17 protein-coding genes are annotated in these 17,981 nt (G+C 53.1%); 10 read left to right on the plus strand and 7 right to left on the minus strand.

Going from position 1 to position 17,981, the window contains the following annotated elements:
* Positions 1-27: 27 nt before the first annotated feature.
* On the minus strand, positions 28-609 hold the full coding sequence (locus U0004_RS29300) for a JAB domain-containing protein (protein WP_071653617.1): 582 nt from the start codon (positions 607-609) through the stop codon (positions 28-30).
* A 577-nt stretch (positions 610-1,186) separates the two neighbouring features.
* The gene (locus U0004_RS29305) at positions 1,187-1,792 is read right to left on the minus strand and encodes a hypothetical protein (protein WP_139144068.1); all 606 of its coding nucleotides are present in this window, start codon (positions 1,790-1,792) and stop codon (positions 1,187-1,189) included.
* Between the two features lie 1,139 nt (positions 1,793-2,931).
* On the opposite strand from U0004_RS29305, the gene U0004_RS29310 reads away from it, so the two are divergent.
* Positions 2,932-3,741, plus strand: a complete 810-nt coding sequence (locus U0004_RS29310; RefSeq protein WP_139144069.1) for a hypothetical protein — start codon at positions 2,932-2,934, stop codon at positions 3,739-3,741.
* A gap of 88 nt (positions 3,742-3,829) precedes the next feature.
* Here U0004_RS29310 and U0004_RS29315 read toward each other — a convergent pair whose 3' ends face one another.
* On the minus strand, positions 3,830-4,363 hold the full coding sequence (locus U0004_RS29315; RefSeq protein WP_167468729.1) for a restriction endonuclease: 534 nt from the start codon (positions 4,361-4,363) through the stop codon (positions 3,830-3,832).
* Between the two features lie 67 nt (positions 4,364-4,430).
* A complete protein-coding gene (locus U0004_RS29320; protein WP_070253972.1) occupies positions 4,431-5,504 on the minus strand; it encodes an integrase domain-containing protein in 1,074 nt (357 codons plus the stop codon).
* Positions 5,505-6,784: 1,280 nt separating this feature from the next.
* Between U0004_RS29320 and U0004_RS29325 the strand changes: the two genes are divergently transcribed.
* From U0004_RS29325 to U0004_RS29335, 3 genes are all read left to right on the plus strand, one after another.
* A complete protein-coding gene (locus U0004_RS29325; RefSeq protein WP_070253974.1) occupies positions 6,785-7,852 on the plus strand; it encodes a PRTRC system protein D in 1,068 nt (355 codons plus the stop codon).
* A complete protein-coding gene (locus tag U0004_RS29330) occupies positions 7,852-8,112 on the plus strand; it encodes a hypothetical protein (protein WP_071653618.1) in 261 nt (86 codons plus the stop codon). The genes U0004_RS29325 and U0004_RS29330 overlap by 1 nt, the downstream gene beginning before the upstream one ends.
* Positions 8,113-8,329: 217 nt before the next feature.
* On the plus strand, positions 8,330-8,638 hold the full coding sequence (locus U0004_RS29335; RefSeq protein ID WP_070253976.1) for an H-NS histone family protein: 309 nt from the start codon (positions 8,330-8,332) through the stop codon (positions 8,636-8,638).
* Between the two features lie 211 nt (positions 8,639-8,849).
* Here U0004_RS29335 and U0004_RS29340 read toward each other — a convergent pair whose 3' ends face one another.
* Together U0004_RS29340 and U0004_RS29345 are read right to left on the minus strand one after the other, a co-directional pair.
* Positions 8,850-9,269: a MarR family winged helix-turn-helix transcriptional regulator gene (locus U0004_RS29340; protein ID WP_070253978.1), complete on the minus strand. Its 420-nt coding sequence runs from the start codon at positions 9,267-9,269 to the stop codon at positions 8,850-8,852.
* A complete protein-coding gene (locus U0004_RS29345; RefSeq protein WP_217495220.1) occupies positions 9,266-9,634 on the minus strand; it encodes a GIY-YIG nuclease family protein in 369 nt (122 codons plus the stop codon). Before U0004_RS29345 ends, U0004_RS29340 begins: the two co-directional genes overlap by 4 nt.
* 396 nt (positions 9,635-10,030) lie before the next feature.
* Between U0004_RS29345 and U0004_RS29350 the strand changes: the two genes are divergently transcribed.
* Together U0004_RS29350 and U0004_RS29355 are read left to right on the plus strand one after the other, a co-directional pair.
* Positions 10,031-10,204 carry a hypothetical protein gene (locus U0004_RS29350; RefSeq protein ID WP_167468730.1) on the plus strand — a complete coding sequence of 58 codons (174 nt, stop codon included), beginning with the start codon at positions 10,031-10,033 and terminating at the stop codon, positions 10,202-10,204.
* 13 nt (positions 10,205-10,217) lie between these two features.
* Positions 10,218-11,018: a 4'-phosphopantetheinyl transferase family protein gene (locus tag U0004_RS29355; RefSeq protein WP_070253980.1), complete on the plus strand. Its 801-nt coding sequence runs from the start codon at positions 10,218-10,220 to the stop codon at positions 11,016-11,018.
* A gap of 159 nt (positions 11,019-11,177) precedes the next feature.
* Here U0004_RS29355 and U0004_RS29360 read toward each other — a convergent pair whose 3' ends face one another.
* On the minus strand, positions 11,178-11,843 hold the full coding sequence (locus U0004_RS29360) for a hypothetical protein (RefSeq protein WP_070253982.1): 666 nt from the start codon (positions 11,841-11,843) through the stop codon (positions 11,178-11,180).
* 982 nt (positions 11,844-12,825) lie between these two features.
* Between U0004_RS29360 and U0004_RS29365 the strand changes: the two genes are divergently transcribed.
* The 4 genes from U0004_RS29365 (at position 12,826) to U0004_RS29380 (ending at position 17,973) form a co-directional block, all read left to right on the plus strand.
* The gene (locus tag U0004_RS29365) at positions 12,826-14,127 is read left to right on the plus strand and encodes a cation:proton antiporter (protein WP_071653619.1); all 1,302 of its coding nucleotides are present in this window, start codon (positions 12,826-12,828) and stop codon (positions 14,125-14,127) included.
* Between the two features lie 265 nt (positions 14,128-14,392).
* Positions 14,393-15,991 (plus strand): NAD(P)/FAD-dependent oxidoreductase, encoded by a 1,599-nt coding sequence (locus U0004_RS29370; RefSeq protein WP_115057659.1) that lies wholly within the window; start codon positions 14,393-14,395, stop codon positions 15,989-15,991.
* Positions 15,992-16,144: 153 nt separating this feature from the next.
* On the plus strand, positions 16,145-17,080 hold the full coding sequence (locus U0004_RS29375; protein ID WP_070254004.1) for an aspartyl/asparaginyl beta-hydroxylase domain-containing protein: 936 nt from the start codon (positions 16,145-16,147) through the stop codon (positions 17,078-17,080).
* 104 nt (positions 17,081-17,184) lie between these two features.
* The gene (locus U0004_RS29380) at positions 17,185-17,973 is read left to right on the plus strand and encodes a thioesterase II family protein (protein ID WP_070253986.1); all 789 of its coding nucleotides are present in this window, start codon (positions 17,185-17,187) and stop codon (positions 17,971-17,973) included.
* Positions 17,974-17,981 lie beyond the last annotated feature (8 nt).

Raw genomic sequence — 17,981 nt, forward strand, 5'->3', positions numbered from 1 at the left:
GAATGCACTTCGCCGCACCTCGCCCTCCTACAACAGACCTTTCTCAGCAAACGAAAAAAAATCGGCGGAGCCGACAATGACATGGTCGAGCACCTCAATATCGATCAGGGCCATTGCTCTGCGAAGCGTTCGCGTCAAGTTCACATCGGCGTCACTGGGATCGGGGCAGCCCGATGGATGATTGTGTGCAAAAAGAATGAAGCAGGCGTTGTGGCGGAGTGCTGATTTGACCAGTTCGCGCGGATAGACGTTTGTGGTTGTTAAGGTGCCTACCGACAGGTCCTCGGTATCGATCAGACGCATCTTGACATCCAGATAGAGAGCCAGGAAGATCTCCCGCTCAACGCCGCAGTAGCGGATGGTGAGCCATTCACGCACTGTTTTTGGCGACGTCAAACTCCAGGTACGTTTCAATGGTTCAGCCAGATCTCGGAGGAGAATTTCCCGTGCGAGATCCAATTTGCGCCGCACTTTTTGATCATATGCAGGTGTCCCCAGGCAATTTGGCGTCGAGGTGGCATCTGTTCTTGCTGTGTTTCTTCGGTTTTTTGGCGCATCGACGAGCTCGCGGGCGAGTTCTTCACGCGACATGAGATGTAGAGAGGTCATGACGTTCTCCCAAAATGGATTAAAGAAAGGGAAAACGGTGTCCCACTTGGGAACGGTTTTCCCGACAGGGTATAGGCATTACGGGCAAAAAGTGGATTAACTTTGACGCGCCAGAACAGGCCGACGCGTACGCAGGATGGATCCTATGGATGAACATAGGCGGCCTCAACGCACTCAGCTTGGCTCTTTGAAGAAGACCAGCCAAAAGTACTTCCAATGACATACGGAGGCTTGAATAGCGGTCCGACCGTATCTATGATGAGCAGCATGCTTCCGTATGGCGCTTCTTTGCCAGCGGCCGTCACGTTGCGCGCATATGCATGGAGGATCGGGATTCTTATGTTGAGACTGGGAAACTCTATTCGATTGACGTCGAGAGACGTCGAACGCTTGACACATCTGACTCTGATTGAGCCAGAGGGGGTGAAAAGCATCGACGATCTCGACGTCTATGTCGAACGCTGCAAACAATATTACTGGGGCACATCACCCGACTCGCGGAAATTTCATCGGCTGATCGACGATACCGTCGCGTCCATCTGCAAGTCTGGCTAATTCGTCCCATCTATATGACCAGCTATCTGCCAGCTGGGTGATTACTGGTCGCCTTGGCGTCGTCCGGAGACGTGGCACCATTCGTTCCTGTTGGCTTGGCAGGTTGCCCTTTTCGCGCCACATCGCGCAGGCGTTCGGCTGCTGGTTCAGTGATACGCTGCTGTGCGCATGCAACCAGGGCGCTGCCGATGAGCCCGAAAAAACGTCGCGTCAGACTGTACGCCGTGGTAAATGGCACGGTGAACAGCATGCGCCCGCAGAAACGCAGGGCAACCGCAAGATGTTCCGCACGCAGCTGACGTTGCTTATGCATGCGAATCGATCGTTTCGCTTGAAGATACAGACCGAGATGGTCTGATCTGATCTCGCCATTGCTGTCGAGTAGACGGAGTACTTCGGCCGCCACGACTGGATCATTGATATTCCGGTAAAAGCTGATCCATGCTCGCTGCTCGCATTCTTCCAATGCTGTCATTTTCCGTTTGGCAGGGCGATGCGGATATGTCGAGGTAGGACGATGTACCGTTTTTGACTGTTCATCATATGGCAACTGCCAGGTATCACGCCCCGACGGTTGGTCATCGCGATCGCTTTGCTGGGTATTGCCACGGTATGCTTTGTTGGACATGATGTTCCCCTTAATGAAAAATGGGAACGGCAGGTCCCAGGGGGGAACCGCAACGTTCCCGCAAAAAAACATGAAGTCAGGACACCGAGCGGCGCCATTGTTGCGACCCTACCGGGGGCGCCATACAAGGAATCGCCTGTTTCTCCGATTCACTGCGATAGAACCTGCAGTCGCAGATGTTTCCAAGCCACAGGCGATAGCGGTAGTGCTGGCATCCAGCAAGAGACAGGCGGTGCTACGTTGCAGCCATGGACTTTTCCTGTACTTGCCACCGACAAGCAGACAATGAAAAGAGCTAGAAGAAAAGAGAAGTGGTGTGGACATGAGAAGCCTCCAGAAATGCCTGGAGACAGGCGTGCCCTATATCGGGAACGCTGATCCCCGATTGAGCATGAAAACGCAGGTATGTGCGCATACCGCGTGCAGATAAAAGAAGGCCCGGAACTCGAAAGTTGGGCCTTGGATGGCAACGGTATCGCACCGTTACTGTCGTTCTCCAGATGGGAAAACGAAATGCGTGCGGAGACAAAACCGTACGTGTGATATGACGTTGAACAACACGTCGTCGGCGTGAACCGATAGGTATGGTGGCGGGTAACGACCGCTACGCCTGCAAGATAGACCTATTTTGCAAGATCTTGTGTTGCCAGCGATTGGCGAGCACAAGAGCAATGTGAGAGCGATTCCCACAAAAAGCATGCTCATTTTAGACGCACCTGGTGAAACTTCAAGCCGTGGCCCTCTTCTTCCTGCCACGCCTCAACTGGCACAGGCGTTTTTGTTAGGTGTATTGCGATAGGGCGCAGCGGTTTGCTGTGATGGCATGCGACATGCACCGGACCATTTATTTTCTTCAGAGCCGCAGCTGCATCGCAGACGGCATGTGCCGGGATTCTGCCCAACCCATCGTCGTCGCATTGCTGTCCATTCCTCTATGAGGTAATGGCGTGGCGGTGACTTGAGAAGTCGTCTCACGCTTTTACACTGAACCTCCTATATTCTTTTTATCGGAGGCTAGCATGTCGAACAATGCATCTTCCTTAGTCGCGCTGCATGGTTTATTACGTACCACTGCGGCTCCGGCTATCTGATTCCACAATACTGTGCGGGAACCACAGGCTGGCCTAGCCGAACGGCTCTTGTTGGAAGCGGCCAGCGACCGCCATGTTTTGGCGGCCTTGGCCGCGTATGCCGTTTCTTGCGAGGTTGAGGCGCCGTCGCGGTCCGGCGCCATTCGCGACGCGGTCATCGCGCGTACCCTGCAAAACAACTGTCTGGTGACCGTGCCAGATACCGTTGTCGGTGGCGAGGTGGTGCCGGCATTCCGTGTCGGTGCATTTCTTTGTGGGGAGGGGGCATTCAAAACCATTCAGATTGACCCGTGGACAGCTCCCTGGACGTCGATTTCGTTCTCGGACGTGAAACGGATCAGTGCCGAGTGTGGCATGGCGCTGCTGACAGAGCGGCAGGCATTGGCCATCGCCTGCAATATCATGCGCCAGCCCATCAACTGGACTGGCGGCGCCGTTGGGCATGGTAGGCTGTATCAAGGGCTGCACAAAGGGACGTGCGAGGGCCCCCAGCCAGGTATTCACCGCTCAACGTGTCTGTTTGAACGCCGCTGGCATGTCCTCTCCAACGGTGAAGTGATCCATGATGTATCTGGAAATGCCTATACATGGATTTTCGACGACGTGCAGGGGGATGCGGATGGTATTGTTGCTGGGCCATTCCCCATTAACTCGCCCACGGTAGATCGCATTGAGGAGTGGCTGTATCAGAGCGGAGCTGGCGACGGCCCATCGGCTGGAGAAGATTATAGTGGCGAGGCCTTGATCCGGGGCGGCCACTGGTTTTCGGGGGATGTTGCTGGCATCTTTCATCTGCGCGCGCATAAGGTGGATCGCGTTGAGCCAGAAATTGGCTTCCGCGTCACCGTTCCAGGTTGAAACGAACAATGAGATCGCCGCGTATAGGCATTTGGCGGCGATCCATTTCTTTACATTCGGAACTGCTTACTTCGGTTTTAGAGGGCCGTTATTGCCATAGACGGCCCAGTTGGCGCTGTAACAGAAGTTCCAGTAGCCGTTCGCCACTGATCAGAGTGAGCCGGCTATTCCCCAGGTGCTGGTAAAGCGCCGCACCACTGCGTCCTGAGTGGACGAACAGGCCGGCGGGATACCGATACGTTGCCACCAATTCAGCAAATTTCCGCACATGGTCGGCTGACACATGCTGGCAATACCGCTTTACCTGTACCGCGCACCATCCATGGCGCGGATGCCATGCCTTGCCATCGATGCCGCCATCGCCGGTGTAGCGCACATTGCGCCAGACAAACAGGCCGCAGTCTTCCAACGCCGTCAGTACTATTTCCTCGAATATCAGCGGATCTACCTTGCGCAGGAAGGCGATGCATCTGGGATTCAGATACGGGCCGTCCCAGGAGCGCAATTGCCGCAACACAGCACGGGATTTGGTTACGTTGTTGCGGTGACTTGGTCTGTGGCGCAGTCGCCAGGCATTGATACAGCGCGATGCAAGGCGGCAGACGATGGAAAGCAACGGCATGCGACGCGGCCTTTCACCGGACGTACGCGACTGATCACGCCTCGGAATAGGGCGGTGATTTCTATCATCACGAGACAAGGTCACAATCAGCCTCCTGTACTGGTTTGTGCTGAATGGGCGAGCCGAGATAGGCATTGCTGATCTGTGGGCGGTTGTGCCCTAGTTGCAATGCCACCTGATGGTAGAGCGCGCGTATTGCTTCCGTGTCCAGGTGCAGTTGCCCGGCGCGCACCGGTGCCTGGCAGTCGGCAATGTCAAAGAAGAGATCCCCCGCGAATTCGTGGCGCAGTCCATGCGGAGTGACGCCGAGGTTGGTCTTAGTCAAACCAGCCTTGCGCACGACGTTGGAAAACAGGTCGAGCGACTGTTTCAGTGTCAAATCCGGGTGCCCGATATGCGAGTGCCGGAAGCGGGCGAGGCGACAGGCTTCGCTTAACGCCCTGCGCTGTGCATCGTTGCGTACTGCCGCGAAACGCAAGCGTCCTCCCTTAGTGCCGCGTTTGATGCGCAGGAAACTAATGTAGCGGTCAGTACCGTGCTGCGGGTAACCGGCTGGCAATGCAAAGGCTGGTACTTCTGCGGTGTGCGGGCAGAACATCACCGCTTCCTTGCGCCGCAGTCCGAATGCTAGCAACATGCGCAGCTGCGTACCGACCCTGTAGTCCATGGCAGTCACAGTGTCGATTACCTTGTCCACCTCGACGCCATTCCCGGTCCAGCTCTTGTCGCTGTCTGCACTGTAGTGCCGAGTCACGAGGTGCAGATCATTGGCATATTGTTCGGCACTCTGAACCAGCCCGGGTTTGCCGATCCAACGTGCAAAGACACGCAGAAAGCTCATTTGCTGCTGGATGTAGGCGGCGCTGAATGGCTGGCGCATCGTTTTCGCCACCGCCTGTCGCGGGGCGTTGATGGCCTTTCCCGTCCAGTGCAGCATAAGTACGTAGAGATGTTTGCTGCTCAGGTTGTCAGGCGTCGGTTTGAATCCCAGTGCACGTAGGGTGGCAAATGCGCGTTCCAGGCCCAGCTTGCGCGCTTCCATGGTGTTGTGGGACACCACTTTGTTGCGATACGCATGCTTGCCGTTATGTTCCAGCAAAATCATGTCCAATTGGGTTTTCCAGTCGCTGTTGTTCGTCATCACCAATCTCCTTGTTCCCACACCTTCAACGTACAGCCACATACCATCCAGCGCGGACGGAGCAAACCGTGCTGTGCGCCAGTCTTTCTGTTTCTTTGATGCAGCGTCATGACGTTGTGCTGTCCCCTTGAGACAATGTGTCGACGTGGCGCTGTCAGTGCCACGTCTAATGCTTGGCCATTTCCCAGGCACGGCGAGACGCGGCCAATGTGCGTTCGTCCTGCGGGCGAGGAATTGCAGGCAATGCGTGTGCCCTGGGTGCATTGCTTTCTTGGATAGGGTCTATCGCGCGAGCGAATGGTCTCTTAAAAATGCGCATGCCGAAGTCGGGTGGATTTCGCCTTGCCCGGCTACCCCCGCCTCAAGGGCGGGCAGTGCCACGCGAAGTGCGTAGCAAAGGCTGCCTGGTTGACTGCCAGGCCCAACTATTGAATGTCAAGGAGTTCATCTCCCACGCCGATATCCAAGGTCCTACCACCGGACCCTCTGGCGCTACGTGCATACCGATATGCTCGAAGCCTCACGGGCAACGGCGGCATGTCGACATCCGAGGATGGTCGCACGAGGGGAAATGTGTAATGAGGAATTGCTGAGATGCCGGTCGTGCCGACACGCCCCAGATCATGTCTATGGGCTATCTGCATGCATCGCGTTCAGCAGGCGATCATGCTCCTGACGGCTCACGGCGGTACAGGAATGATGGGGTTACGGACATCGATCTCGCGGATCGGATACAGAGAACTTTGGGCCATGGTTCCATGGCTCTTTCATAACTGACTGGTGGTCCAGTCGACAATGGCAGGTCACGACTGCGACGGTGGTTTCGCTCACGGGCGCTGCATTGAGACCGCGATGGTCATGGAAGCAGGTCCAGACAGTGTTCCCAGATTAGGCTGCGCCAAAATCGAAGTCAAGGGGATTTTTTACCGCGAAAAATTGTAATTGAACCCCAATTTAAATTGTAAGGTCGAAAAAAACGTTTTTTTCACTTGAGAAGTGAACAGAGAGTGATACCTCTGATTGTAAATCGTATTGACGAATGTCGATGTGTAGCTCGGCACAATGGGGTGAAAGCGTTTCCACAACGAGTGGGGAACAGATGGGGAGCAGGTATTTGGGGCAGGATAGGCGCTGCATTGGCGCGAAAACCATTCCAGTCGCACTGCAAACGCGATGGAGACGCTACAAATTTAAAAGGGGCGCATAAAACGCACTCTGTTTGTCCTCTTTGCTTGCTATCTGGCAGTACATTGCAGCAATGAGTTCGGCAGGAGAGGATCATGAATCCAGTGGTACGGGCAGTCGATGTGGGACGTGGGAACACGAAGTATATTTTCGGCACCAAAGTGGATGGGACCCCGCAATGTGACATGTTTCCTTCACAGGCGGCACCATCCGAGTCATTGCGTGACCATGATGCATGGGGCGCAAAGCGTAAGACTACGACTGTGCCTATCGAGGGCTTGTTTTACGAAGTTGGTCCCGATGTCCATTTGGCAGCAGATGTTTTCTCAGCGAATATGCTGCAAAACGATCACTACTGCCTTACCCCTGAATATATGGCGTTATTGCTGGGGGCTGTGGATTACATGCAACTCGACCATATCGATCTTCTTGTCGTTGGTCTTCCGGTCGCCACATTCAAGCAGCGGCGCTGGGTAGCAGTACTGGAAAAAAAGGTGCAGGGAGAGCATCAGCTAGGAAATGGCAAACGGGTCACTATAGCGCGGGTCAAGGCAGTGGCGCAGCCGACCGGTGCTCTCATGTATTACGGAATTGCGTATAACCGGGTCGCGGAATTACGCAAGGAGCGCAGTCTTATTGTGGATCCTGGCCGACGTACCTTTGATTGGATTGTCTCTCACGGGATGCAGTCAGTGGAAAAGCGAAGCCACTCAGTCAACCGTGGCATGTTCGACGTATTACAGTCTATCGCCGATGGAATTAGTAGGATTACTGCATCACAATACCGAGACTACGATGTGATTGACCGGGCGTTACGGGAGGGCAAGAAACCGGTGATATTTCAATCCGACTACGATATTGCTCCCCATTTGGCCATGGCGCACAAGATACCGGAGCAGGCTGTCGCTGAAATGACCCGCTATGTCGGAGATGCCGCCGATATCAAAAATATCATTTTGGTTGGCGGTGCCGCGTTCTTTTACAGGAAGGCGCTCAAGGCAGCTTTTCCGAGACATATGATCACCGAGCTAAAAGATCCGATCTTTGCCAATGTCAAAGGCTTTCAATACGCTGGGGCTGCATTTTCCAAAACATACCGTGCTGGTGTCGTACCTGAGCTGGAGAACCCAGGCACACCGCACGGGTTACCCCGGAGTGCTTGATGAGCGAGGTAATGCGAATGAGTTTTGTCTTGATGAGAGAGGATATTCCAGCGCTCTTCGATGACCTTCAACATTTTCCGAAAGGCCCCAGGAGAATTAATCGGCTGCGCATTCTCGCATATGCCGGATTGACGGCGATGGACGTACAGTCGCGCCATCCAGAGTCTGAACGGCTACTTTCTGCGGCAACGCCCAATGCAGCGGCTGGCGATCCGCTAGGTGACGCATCACTAGAGTTTTTCGGGCCGCCGCTGCGATAGGGAGGCTGAAGTAGATTTGGTCAATTGTCTTCACGTCTGATCTGTAGCGATGCTTCCACCTACGTTGTGTGCGAGAAAACTAGCGATGGCCAGGATTGGCGCCACAACTTAGGTGCAGGCTTGGGATTTTTTTGAAAAAGTTTGCAACTGAACGGATGATAGGGGAGGGAAATGTGTTAATTTCTCAGGCATTCAAACGTTTTAATAGGTGAATTCTATGAATCTGGAAAATTTGAGCATTGCGGAACTGCGTGCATTACAGGACGATATCAAAAAACAGTTGAAGGTCCGCGAGCAAAAGGATCTGGATGAAGCGCGGGCAAAAATTCTGCAAATTGCGCAGAGCCTTGGAAAATCAGTCAAAGAGTTGGTCGGTGATGGGGTCAGGGTGAAAACTCAAACGGTTGCAGTAAAGTATCGCAATCCGAATGATGCTTCGCAACAGTGGAGTGGCCGTGGTCGCCAGCCGAAATGGGTCAAAGACTGGGTTGACTCAGGAAAGACACTGGATCAAGCAAAAGTGTAATGCACCAACGGTAGATGATCGAGTTCAAGCGCATTCGTTTGATGTGGAGTTTGTCGCTTCGCCCAGCGTTTGTGTGCTGTGGTCTACTTGATCGGCGATCGGCTGTTGGCAAATCCGAGAGAACACTAGATAGTGCCACGGCGGCAGTGCCAAGCTGTGTAAGTGGCTGCATATCCAGAGAATTCTCGCGATAGCATTGCTCATGAGAGCGCTAAGATTGGCGTGCGTGCAAACTTTTCAGTGCCGCGAACATCGTCTCCACCGCTGCAGGGGGGATTGATTCAACGGCTTCGGTGCAAATGCCATTGGCAGTCTCGCTTGCGGAGTTCACGAGCGCACGCCCGGCTGGGCGAAGCACAGCCTGACGACATCCATTTTCACCTTCGCGCACCACAAGGCCAATCTTTTCAAGCACGATCAACTGACGCAGCACTGATGATTGGGACTGACCAAGTGGACGCACGAGTTCCGGAATACTTACCTGGCCACCGTCCGCCTGCGCGAGCACATTGAGTAGTACAAAGTCATTAAAACTGATTCCATGGTGTATGCCTAACTCGTCATCAAGTTTGAGTTGCAGGTTGGCGTGGGCATGGTGTAGTGCCAAACAAAAACCGAGATTCGTGTTCATTGAGAGTCGCTCCTGGGTTCGTCGTAGCCAAGTTCGCCGGTACAAGGTATTTCCTGGCGCCATAGGCTAACTAGCATTTTCAATTCTTGTGCGGCGTTGAACGCTGGATCTTCGCTGGGTTTGACCATGTCGAGTACGTCGAAGAGAAAGTTGGACTCGCCGTACTCGATCCAGTCTTGCGCAAGCCTCGCATTGCGATGTTGTCCATGCTGCAGTTCAAAGCGATGTCGGTTAAGTGTGCCCTGAGCGTTCGTACTTCCTGCAACCAAGGCCCGTCCCGTGATCTGGTTTCGTATCGCATATACGCCTGCTCGGGATTTCGTCTCCAGAAACTGCCGTTTCAGCATCTTTTTGTTTGTCATCATCAATCCTTTTTCTTCCAAATGAGTCACGGTGCAAGCAGGTTATGACTGTACGATGTGGTTTACTTAGGAGAAGGCAATAACCGGGTGGCGTTTAGGCAGGACTGTGGTGCGCGGCCTGCCGTCGGAATATCCCGATGTGGAAATCGAGATCATCCTGCTCAAATACTAAATCTTTCATCTGGTACCGTCGCAGACTGCGGTCTCATGAACTCATTGCCTGTGTCCTGAAGGCCGACATCAGCATTCCGAATTTCAGCTGCTGTTCTAATGTGGAACATCGACGTGCCCACACGGATGACTTATTTTTCAATATTTATTGAAAAGAAATAGATATTTTAAGATAAAATTGTTAATTATTGCAACGTTTTTTGGCTGAACACAGGCAGATTGGAAAATATGGCAGACCTCATTCCATGGAACCGCCAGCTGCTCGATCGATTGGCCAAGAGCCACGTGCAAACCAAGTTCATCAACCTCGGCGATCACCTAGCCCGCTATGCTAGCTACATCATCATCTTTGAAGAGGCTGGTTGCGTCAAACCACTGGCGGTTGATTTTCTGGCCGCGTAACAAGCACTTCGACATGCCAGCCCACCCCAACTCCAGCGAACAAGACATCGATCTATGGCTCGCCTATTATAATGAGATCGGCAATCCGCAGCTGCAGTCGCAACTGCGCGAATTGCTCAGTGACGCCGAGCGTGGCCAGGAAAAACGCTTTCATTTTGCCGATGACCGTCTGCGCTACCTCGTAACACGCGCGATGGTTCGCACGGTGCTGTCGCGCTATGCGACGGTCGCCCCGAACGATTGGGAGTTTGCCCTGAATGCCTACGGGCGCCCGGACATCGCCCCGCATCACGATGTGCGTGGCTTGTGCTTCAATATTTCGCATACGCGCGACCTGATCACGCTTGCCGTATCGAGGCACTGTGGCCTAGGCGTCGATGTCGAGAACCTGGCCGTGCGCCGGCCAGCGCTTGAAATTGCCAATCTCTTCTTTTCGCCGGTCGAAGCCGCAGAGCTGGCTAGCCTGAACCAAGAGCGACGCCGGGACCGTTTTTTCGAATACTGGACCCTTAAGGAATCATATAGCAAGGCGCGCGGGATGGGCTTGTCGCTTCCGCTCGACCAGTTCAGTTTCCACTTTCCGAACGAGCGCCTGGTGCGGCTCTCGATCGACGCGAAACTGGGCGACATCGAGAGCCGTTGGCGTTTCTGGCAATGCCGGCCCACACCAAATCATTTGCTCGCTCTTTGTGCGGAACGCCAGAGCGGCGCGATACCGCTCATTACTGTACGCGAGGTCGTCCCGACCCTCAGGGACGTTATCATCGAGACTGAGTGGCTGAAAACCTCGGACGAGCGCGGCATAGATGAATAACTTGTTGGATCACCGTAGGTGTAATCTGGAATCATTTTATTATGTGAATGTGGTCTGGGTCAGCAATCGAGTCATCCTGGATGGACATTGAACAGGTGCGGCAACTTGACTGGTGTTGTCTGACTGGATTCGATCAGGTCGCAATTTTCTTTTGTTTCCTTAGGGGTAGCGTGGGGCAACCCTTGTCGATATGGCCTTCTCCACGGGCCGACAATAATCCGCTGCAGTCTTGTCGTCGCATTGCAAACGACATTGAAAGAGGATCCCTCCAGCGGCCCTATGATCCGAATTCGGCGTGGAGAAGTGATCAATTTTCTGAAGCGGAGTGATGATGTTTTTGCCTGTGTGCCAATCTGTTAGAAAGAGGCCCGCGTCATTCTCCAGCAGGTCCTCGATGGCAGGATGTCGCTGACGTACGTGCAATTGTCGATGCTGCTTGAAGGCATCGACTGGCGTCATCCGGAGTACAGCCTCGCGTAAGCTTGGTGCATGCTCAGCCCTATGACCTCCGCGACATCGATGCCTTGAAAGCTGTGCTGCTGGTCTGTGAACGCCTGCTGCGGGACACGTGACGAACAGCTGGCAGGCTTGGTCGGGCAGTTGAGCACACGTAACGTCGAGATTGAACACCTCATGCAGCAATGCACGTAGTTCGGCCGCAAGGCCGAAAAGCTGGTCCACCAGATCGAGCACCTGGATCTGCAACTTAAGGACCTGCAGGCCGACGAGGGGAGGCGACGTGCGAGATGACTGCGCTTGATCCTGCGCCGAGGAAGAGGGCGGTGCGCAGGCCCTTGCTCGAGCAAGGGCCGCGTGATCCGACATGTGTACTTCAATCTGACATGTGCTTGCTACGCGTGCAGGCAGCAGCACCGAGGCGGCCGATTAAGCAAGGAATCGCCGGGCCCAGCCTGCTGGCACAGGTATTGGTGGCCAAGTTCACCGATCATTCACCGCTATCCTCCAGTAGGTGATTGACGTGCGAAAGCGCCGATTTCGACCGATACAGTGGCGACGATCCTGTACCAGCTCAAACGCTGGCCGGCACTGCTGTGACCTTGCCCCTTATGACGGGACACATCCCATCCTTGAGTTGGTGCCATTTTCCTGACTCCGTCGCACTAGATCTCTTTTGAACATGCAAGGTGATCTCAGCTTCAACGACGAATGTGGATGCATTGCATTGCAATGCGTAGCGGTGTCCGGCAGTTGCGTAAGCACGGTTTTAGAGGTGCTGCTATCCATCAGGCTCGCGGAGTGCCGTTCAAGTGTGTTGACGTAGTTTTCGGCGATGCCGTTCGACCGCGGGCCGCGTAACGGCGTGCGCATTGGTTATCTGCACGCTCTTATTCCTGTCCGCAAGAATAATGCATAGGCTGTGCCTACTGGCTCATGGAGCTATCTTAAGTCTCGGTATACCGGTGCGTGAGAAATCTGAAACATACCGAAAAAAGGCCTGCTTTTCCCGCTATCGATTAAACGACAGTCTATAGCCGAGGAAATATTGCCTTCTGGACGCCTACCTATCAAATCTAATAGTGCAAAAAATTCCCGGTATCGAATAAAGTTGTTGCAAGAAAATTTAATCAATCACCAAATTAAAATAGACCAATCACTCATGCTTGCAATGCGGTAAAGAAATAGTTTCTCTACTCTACAGTTTCCAAGATACGCCAGATTTGGCGGGTCATGGGATAGCGAATGTTGCGACGAATCAATCGTTTGGAAAATACATCAATTTTTTGAAGACGAATGGGATGAAGATGGCTCGATTTACACAACGATCAAAAAAACTAAAGAGCGCGCTGTGACAGCATCTTTTTATATCGCCTTCCTATTCTGTCTGCTGGGACCTTTGATCATAGCCAAGACGTTCGGACTATCCAAAGTAGTTCCATTGGTATTCATTCAAATTGGACTTGGCGCGACAATAAAATATTCTGGACTCTTCGATTGGTTGAATGGAAAAGGCATTGATGTTTTGCATGGTCCCTTGAAAACTTCATTGGAGGGACTTGGATGGTTAGGTGTATCACTTTTTGTCGCGTTTAGCGGGCATTGCAGTACGCTGCCAAGCCGCAACGAAGGTGGTCGCTATCGATTCGCCTATGTCAGCGTGATAGCCTTCTGTGTGACATCGAGTATGGGAAGTTACCTGGGCCTGAAGATTCTTCAGTTAAATCCAAGCTATATCGGGCAGGTCTCTTCTCCAATCTTGTTCTCAATTAGTATCGGCATATGTTTGTCTGTTACGGCTTTGCCGGTGTTGATCAGTATTCTCGATGAGTCATCCCTTATACGGCATCGAATTGGTCAACTGGCAGTGCGTTGTGCCATGCTTGATGAGCTCTGGTTGTGGATGGCATTGAGCATCATTCTGTCCTATGTGGGTGCTACTACATCGTGGGCAGTAGTGGCAAGAATGCTTGCCTTCGCAATATACTGTGTTGTATTGCTGGCGGTCGTTGCTCCACTACTGCGTCGCTACCACCAGAATAAAACAGTACCGTACGGCGGTCCAGTATTAGCCATCACAGTCGTATTATTGTCCGCATCGCTCACCGACATGCTCGGCCTCCATGGAATACTCGGGGCATTTCTGGGAGGGATGATTCTTCCCCAGGCCGTATTAAAAGAGTGCGAGTCCACATTTCGACCGGCCGTCACTTATCTTCTTCTGCCCATCTATTTTTTTAGTAGCGGAACACGTCTCGACTTACCAGGTGGCGATGGCATGTTCTGGTTACTCGTGTTTGTCCTCACATTTAGCACCATATTTGTGAAGGGCGGAGTGGTGATGTTGGTTGGGAGACTGACGGGCCTACGCTGGAAGGAAAGTATCCAATTAGGCGTCCTGCTGCAGTGTAAGGGGTTAGTGGAATTGATTGTGATCGGGATACTTCTGGATGTTGGCATTATTGGAGTTACCACCTATTCAGCACTGGCTCTGATGGCACTGTTCAGTACCGCACTCACGCTACCTCTTTTTCGGCTACTGACATGGGTCTTTGAAAAAAGTCATAGCAGCGATCTTGCCACATATACAGTGAATCACGAACCTCTGTACGCAGTGAGTGAACAAGGTGTGGAAAGAAGTAAAAATGATTAACTGTGAGCATGGCTGATATTGATTGTTTTATCTTCGGAATAAACGTCAGGATTTCAGTAACCATGCAGAAAAAAATCTGCCGGATAAGGTGCTCTCGACCCGACGCTTCTTTATTCGGTAGTGTGAATTTCTAGTCCTTTGAGTAAATCAGATGACGGTATCGATAATGATTGGAACAAGTTGTTGGCGCTGATGAGGGAAAGCGACGAGTTTGCGTCTGGTAAATTTATAAAGAATGCGATCACACTATATAAAAGGTTGCAAAATGACTGATACGGATATTCTGGTAATGGGCGGTGGTTTGGCAGGTTTGACGTTGGCCCGCCAGTTGCGAATGGCACTGCCGAATGCAAGTATAACGGTCATCGAAAGAGGGCAACGGCCAGCACCAGAGGCTGCCTATAAAGTGGGTGAGTCCAGCGTAGAGGTGGCCGCACACTATTTCGGTGAGCGCTTGAAGCTGAAAGAGCATATCGAGGCCGATCAGTTACCGAAGTTGGGTCTCAGATTTTTCCTGCCACATGGCGACAATTCCGAAGTAACCAAGCGGCTTGAAATCGGACAGAGCAAGTATCCAACAGTGCCCAGCTATCAATTGGACCGTGGACGCTTCGAAAACCACTTGCATGACCTGAACCTGGCCGATGGCGTGGTTATTTACGACAGAGCGCGGGTGCAAGCCGTGGATTTGCGTCCGGGTGATCGGCATGAAGTTAAGTTCGTTCATGGTGATGAGGTTAAAACAATCACCTGCCGATGGCTGGTGGATGCCGCTGGACGCAATAAAATCTTGAAGCGCAAACAGGGCCTGGAAAAAGACAGCCCATTGAGCAATGCCGCCGTATGGTTCAGGGTGGGAGTGGACATCGATATTTCCGACCTGAGTGATGATCCTGAATGGTTGGGCCGCACCGGTCCATCGCGGCGCTTCAGCACCAACCATTTCATGGGACCAGGATACTGGGTATGGTTCATTCCGCTTGCCTCCGGATCCACTAGCATTGGCATCGTCTTTGATAACAAAATGCATGACTTCAAAGCGGTGAACTCGTTTGACAAGGCAATGGCTTGGCTGCATCAGAACGAGCCGCAGTGTGCCAAGTTGATCGAACCGCACGGCGGCAAGGTGCAGGATTTCATGGGTTTTCAGGATTATGCCCATGGCTGCAAGCAGGTCTACTCGAAGGATCGCTGGTGCATCACCGGCGAAGCCGGTGTGTTCATCGATCCTTTCTATTCGCCAGGCAGCGATCTGATTGCTTATAGCAATGACTTTATCACCGAACTCATTGTCAAGGATATGCGCGGCGAGGACATCAGTCAATTGGCGCCAACCTACGATCGTATGTACTTGAATCTGACTGAAACTGTGCTCATGATTTACGACGGCTTGTATCCGAAATTCGGCAACAGCTTTGTCATGATCCAGAAGGTTCTTTGGGACAGCGTGCTGTATCTCGGGGTGACCTGTCTATTGTATTTCAACCGTAAGTTATATGACTTGCAGTTTTTGGCCCGTGTCGACACCGAACTCGCGCGCTATAACGATCTGATGCGTGCGGTGGCGGATCACTTCAAACGCCAGCCAATCAAACACGATTCGACGATGGCCGGAGAGTATGTCGATATGTCGAAGATTTTCCTATACGGAAGAAACCTCAACAAGGAATTGTTAATCGAGTATTCGGATGACGATACGTTGATCGCGAAGCTGCGCGAGAACCTTGCGCTGCTGGAGGAGCTTTCGAAAAGTGTTTTCAAGAACGAAGACATCGTTGCTGCCAGCTGGAAATCGATGCCCGTTCCACTTGCCGAACGGGGCAACGGCGAAGTCTTTGATGAAGCAGCGATGGCGTCTAAGTGAAATCCGGAAGTATCGGGCGCATCAGCTGATGAGTGCGCAATCCGGATCGGTCGGGTAGCTCAGATTCTCTCGCAAGCCACAGCGGTAGTGCCAGTAGCGGTGCAGCCTGCCGTGCCAGACCGGCTTCGAATGCAATATATGAGGAGAAATAGTTTGTCACCATTTGAACGAAACCTGGGTATTCGGAATGCCGTGCTCGACGTCCTGCGTCAGGGTGGCTACTATTCGCGGATCATGGATGGCGAGGCGGGGCTCGAACGCGTCAAGGAGTTCCTGCTGCGCATGGAGCAGCCGACTCATGGCACGCGCCAACCGATGCAGCACCCAACGTTTCTGCCTATTTTTCCGGGACTGGATAACCGGCCGATGCGTAGCCCGGAAAACGACCCGGTAGCGGAGTACCTGCGCCAGGCCACGCCGACAATCCGGGAAGAAGCCCTGCGTCTGAGGGATCGCACGATATCGTACACCGAAGGAATTCTGTCACGCGGAACCTGGCGGATATATCCGCTGTGGTATATGGGTACCAGCCTGTCATTTCTCACTATTCACTGTCCGCAGATCAAGCGTATCGCCGCCGAGATTCCGGGTTGTGGCATGGCATACCCATTCTCGGAAGCCCTGCTTTCATGGCAGGATCCCCATACGCATTTGGGAGCGCATTGCAGTATCGATGCGCTGCGCCTGCGTTATAGCGTAGGCATCATCATCGACGCCGAATGCACATTGCGCGTCGCTGATATCAAAAAACAATGGCAGACAGGTGAATCCATCATCTTCGAGGATTGCTTCGAGCATGAGGCTTGGAACGGCGATAAGAGCCGTCTGGTTTTCATCATTGATGTTTGGCATCCCGATCTCACGCTGCTCGAGCGGGAGGCTTTGCAAAGCGCTTTCCGCAAGCGTGAGGTGCGAGAAATCCTTTACGAAAGCCGTATGTCCGAACAGATGAGGCCATTTCTGCAGCGCCGTTTCATCGAAGAGGATCAGGATCCGGTGGTGCAACGCTACTGGGACCCAAATGCAGTCATTTCGCGCCCCAAGATCGAGGATTGGGGGACTTGGGACACCGTTCCTCGTTTCTCGTGAAAGTGACAGGCGCGTTACCAGGCCTTCGCTTTCTCTGATCTTTCCGCGCGCCACGTCACTGTACTGACATGGTTTTTCATGGTCTTGCTACCTGGTTGTCGTCAATGAGTAATGTTGGTTTCAGTAATTGGTTTCACACGCCATTTGAAAAGCATATTGAAGCAGGAGCGACGGCCAAGCTGTTTTGCTTTCCCTATGCGGGAGCCGGAACCACTTCGTATCATGCATTTTGCAAGGCGTTACCCGCGCATATTATTCCTTTCGTCGCAAAGCTACCTGGTCGCGAAACGACCCGTAATCAGGCTCCGCTGACCGATATCCACGACATCGTCCAGCAGTTGACCCGGGCAATACGGCCGTGCCTTGGCGCTGAACCCGTGGTTTTCTGGGGCCATAGCATGGGCGCTCTGGTCGCGTTCGAGGTCGCTCGGCTGTTGGGTGCTGACCTGGGACCGCGCCAGCTAATCGTCTCGGGACATGCCGCGCCGCATATACCAGCCCCACCGCGGCCGATATCGGTGGATGAAATGAATGACGCACACTTTGTCCGAATGCTGGAAAGTTACAACGGTATGCCTTCAGCAATTTTGGAAAATTCCGACTTGCTCAAGCTGATTTTGCCGCAACTGAGGGCTGACTTCCTGGCCTTGGATTGTTACCGGTATGTTCCAGGCGCCCGGCTTGAGTGCGACATTTTATGTATCAACGGCGAGTCTGATCGCTTAGTCAAGCGCGAACAGGTACTGGCCTGGCGCGAGGAGACCAGGGGCAGCTTCTCTTGCGAGTGGTTGCCCGGATCGCATTTTTTCATCAATGAAAACCGCGCTGCGCTGGTACGAATAATCGCTGAGGCAATCGAAGACAAGCGCGTTGGACCGGGGCTGAACTTTTAGGGGGCGAG

Origin of the sequence: Janthinobacterium lividum (assembly GCF_034424625.1) — a bacterium.
Lineage (GTDB): Bacteria > Pseudomonadota > Gammaproteobacteria > Burkholderiales > Burkholderiaceae_D > Janthinobacterium > Janthinobacterium lividum.

Excerpts from the sequence above, each read along its gene's own strand:
- U0004_RS29345 (WP_217495220.1), bottom strand. The coding sequence starts at position 9,634 with ATGATGACAAACAAAAAGATGCTGAAACGGCAGTTTCTGGAGACGAAA.
- U0004_RS29305 (WP_139144068.1), bottom strand. The coding sequence starts at position 1,792 with ATGTCCAACAAAGCATACCGTGGCAATACCCAGCAAAGCGATCGCGAT.
- U0004_RS29330 (WP_071653618.1), top strand. The coding sequence starts at position 7,852 with ATGAGCGAGGTAATGCGAATGAGTTTTGTCTTGATGAGAGAGGATATT.
- U0004_RS29355 (WP_070253980.1), top strand. The coding sequence starts at position 10,218 with ATGCCAGCCCACCCCAACTCCAGCGAACAAGACATCGATCTATGGCTC.
- U0004_RS29320 (WP_070253972.1), bottom strand. The coding sequence starts at position 5,504 with ATGACGAACAACAGCGACTGGAAAACCCAATTGGACATGATTTTGCTG.
- U0004_RS29380 (WP_070253986.1), top strand. The coding sequence starts at position 17,185 with ATGAGTAATGTTGGTTTCAGTAATTGGTTTCACACGCCATTTGAAAAG.
- U0004_RS29360 (WP_070253982.1), bottom strand. The coding sequence starts at position 11,843 with ATGTCGGATCACGCGGCCCTTGCTCGAGCAAGGGCCTGCGCACCGCCC.
- U0004_RS29370 (WP_115057659.1), top strand. The coding sequence starts at position 14,393 with ATGACTGATACGGATATTCTGGTAATGGGCGGTGGTTTGGCAGGTTTG.
- U0004_RS29340 (WP_070253978.1), bottom strand. The coding sequence starts at position 9,269 with ATGAACACGAATCTCGGTTTTTGTTTGGCACTACACCATGCCCACGCC.
- U0004_RS29300 (WP_071653617.1), bottom strand. The coding sequence starts at position 609 with ATGACCTCTCTACATCTCATGTCGCGTGAAGAACTCGCCCGCGAGCTC.
- U0004_RS29335 (WP_070253976.1), top strand. The coding sequence starts at position 8,330 with ATGAATCTGGAAAATTTGAGCATTGCGGAACTGCGTGCATTACAGGAC.
- U0004_RS29315 (WP_167468729.1), bottom strand. The coding sequence starts at position 4,363 with ATGCCGTTGCTTTCCATCGTCTGCCGCCTTGCATCGCGCTGTATCAAT.
- U0004_RS29350 (WP_167468730.1), top strand. The coding sequence starts at position 10,031 with ATGGCAGACCTCATTCCATGGAACCGCCAGCTGCTCGATCGATTGGCC.
- U0004_RS29325 (WP_070253974.1), top strand. The coding sequence starts at position 6,785 with ATGAATCCAGTGGTACGGGCAGTCGATGTGGGACGTGGGAACACGAAG.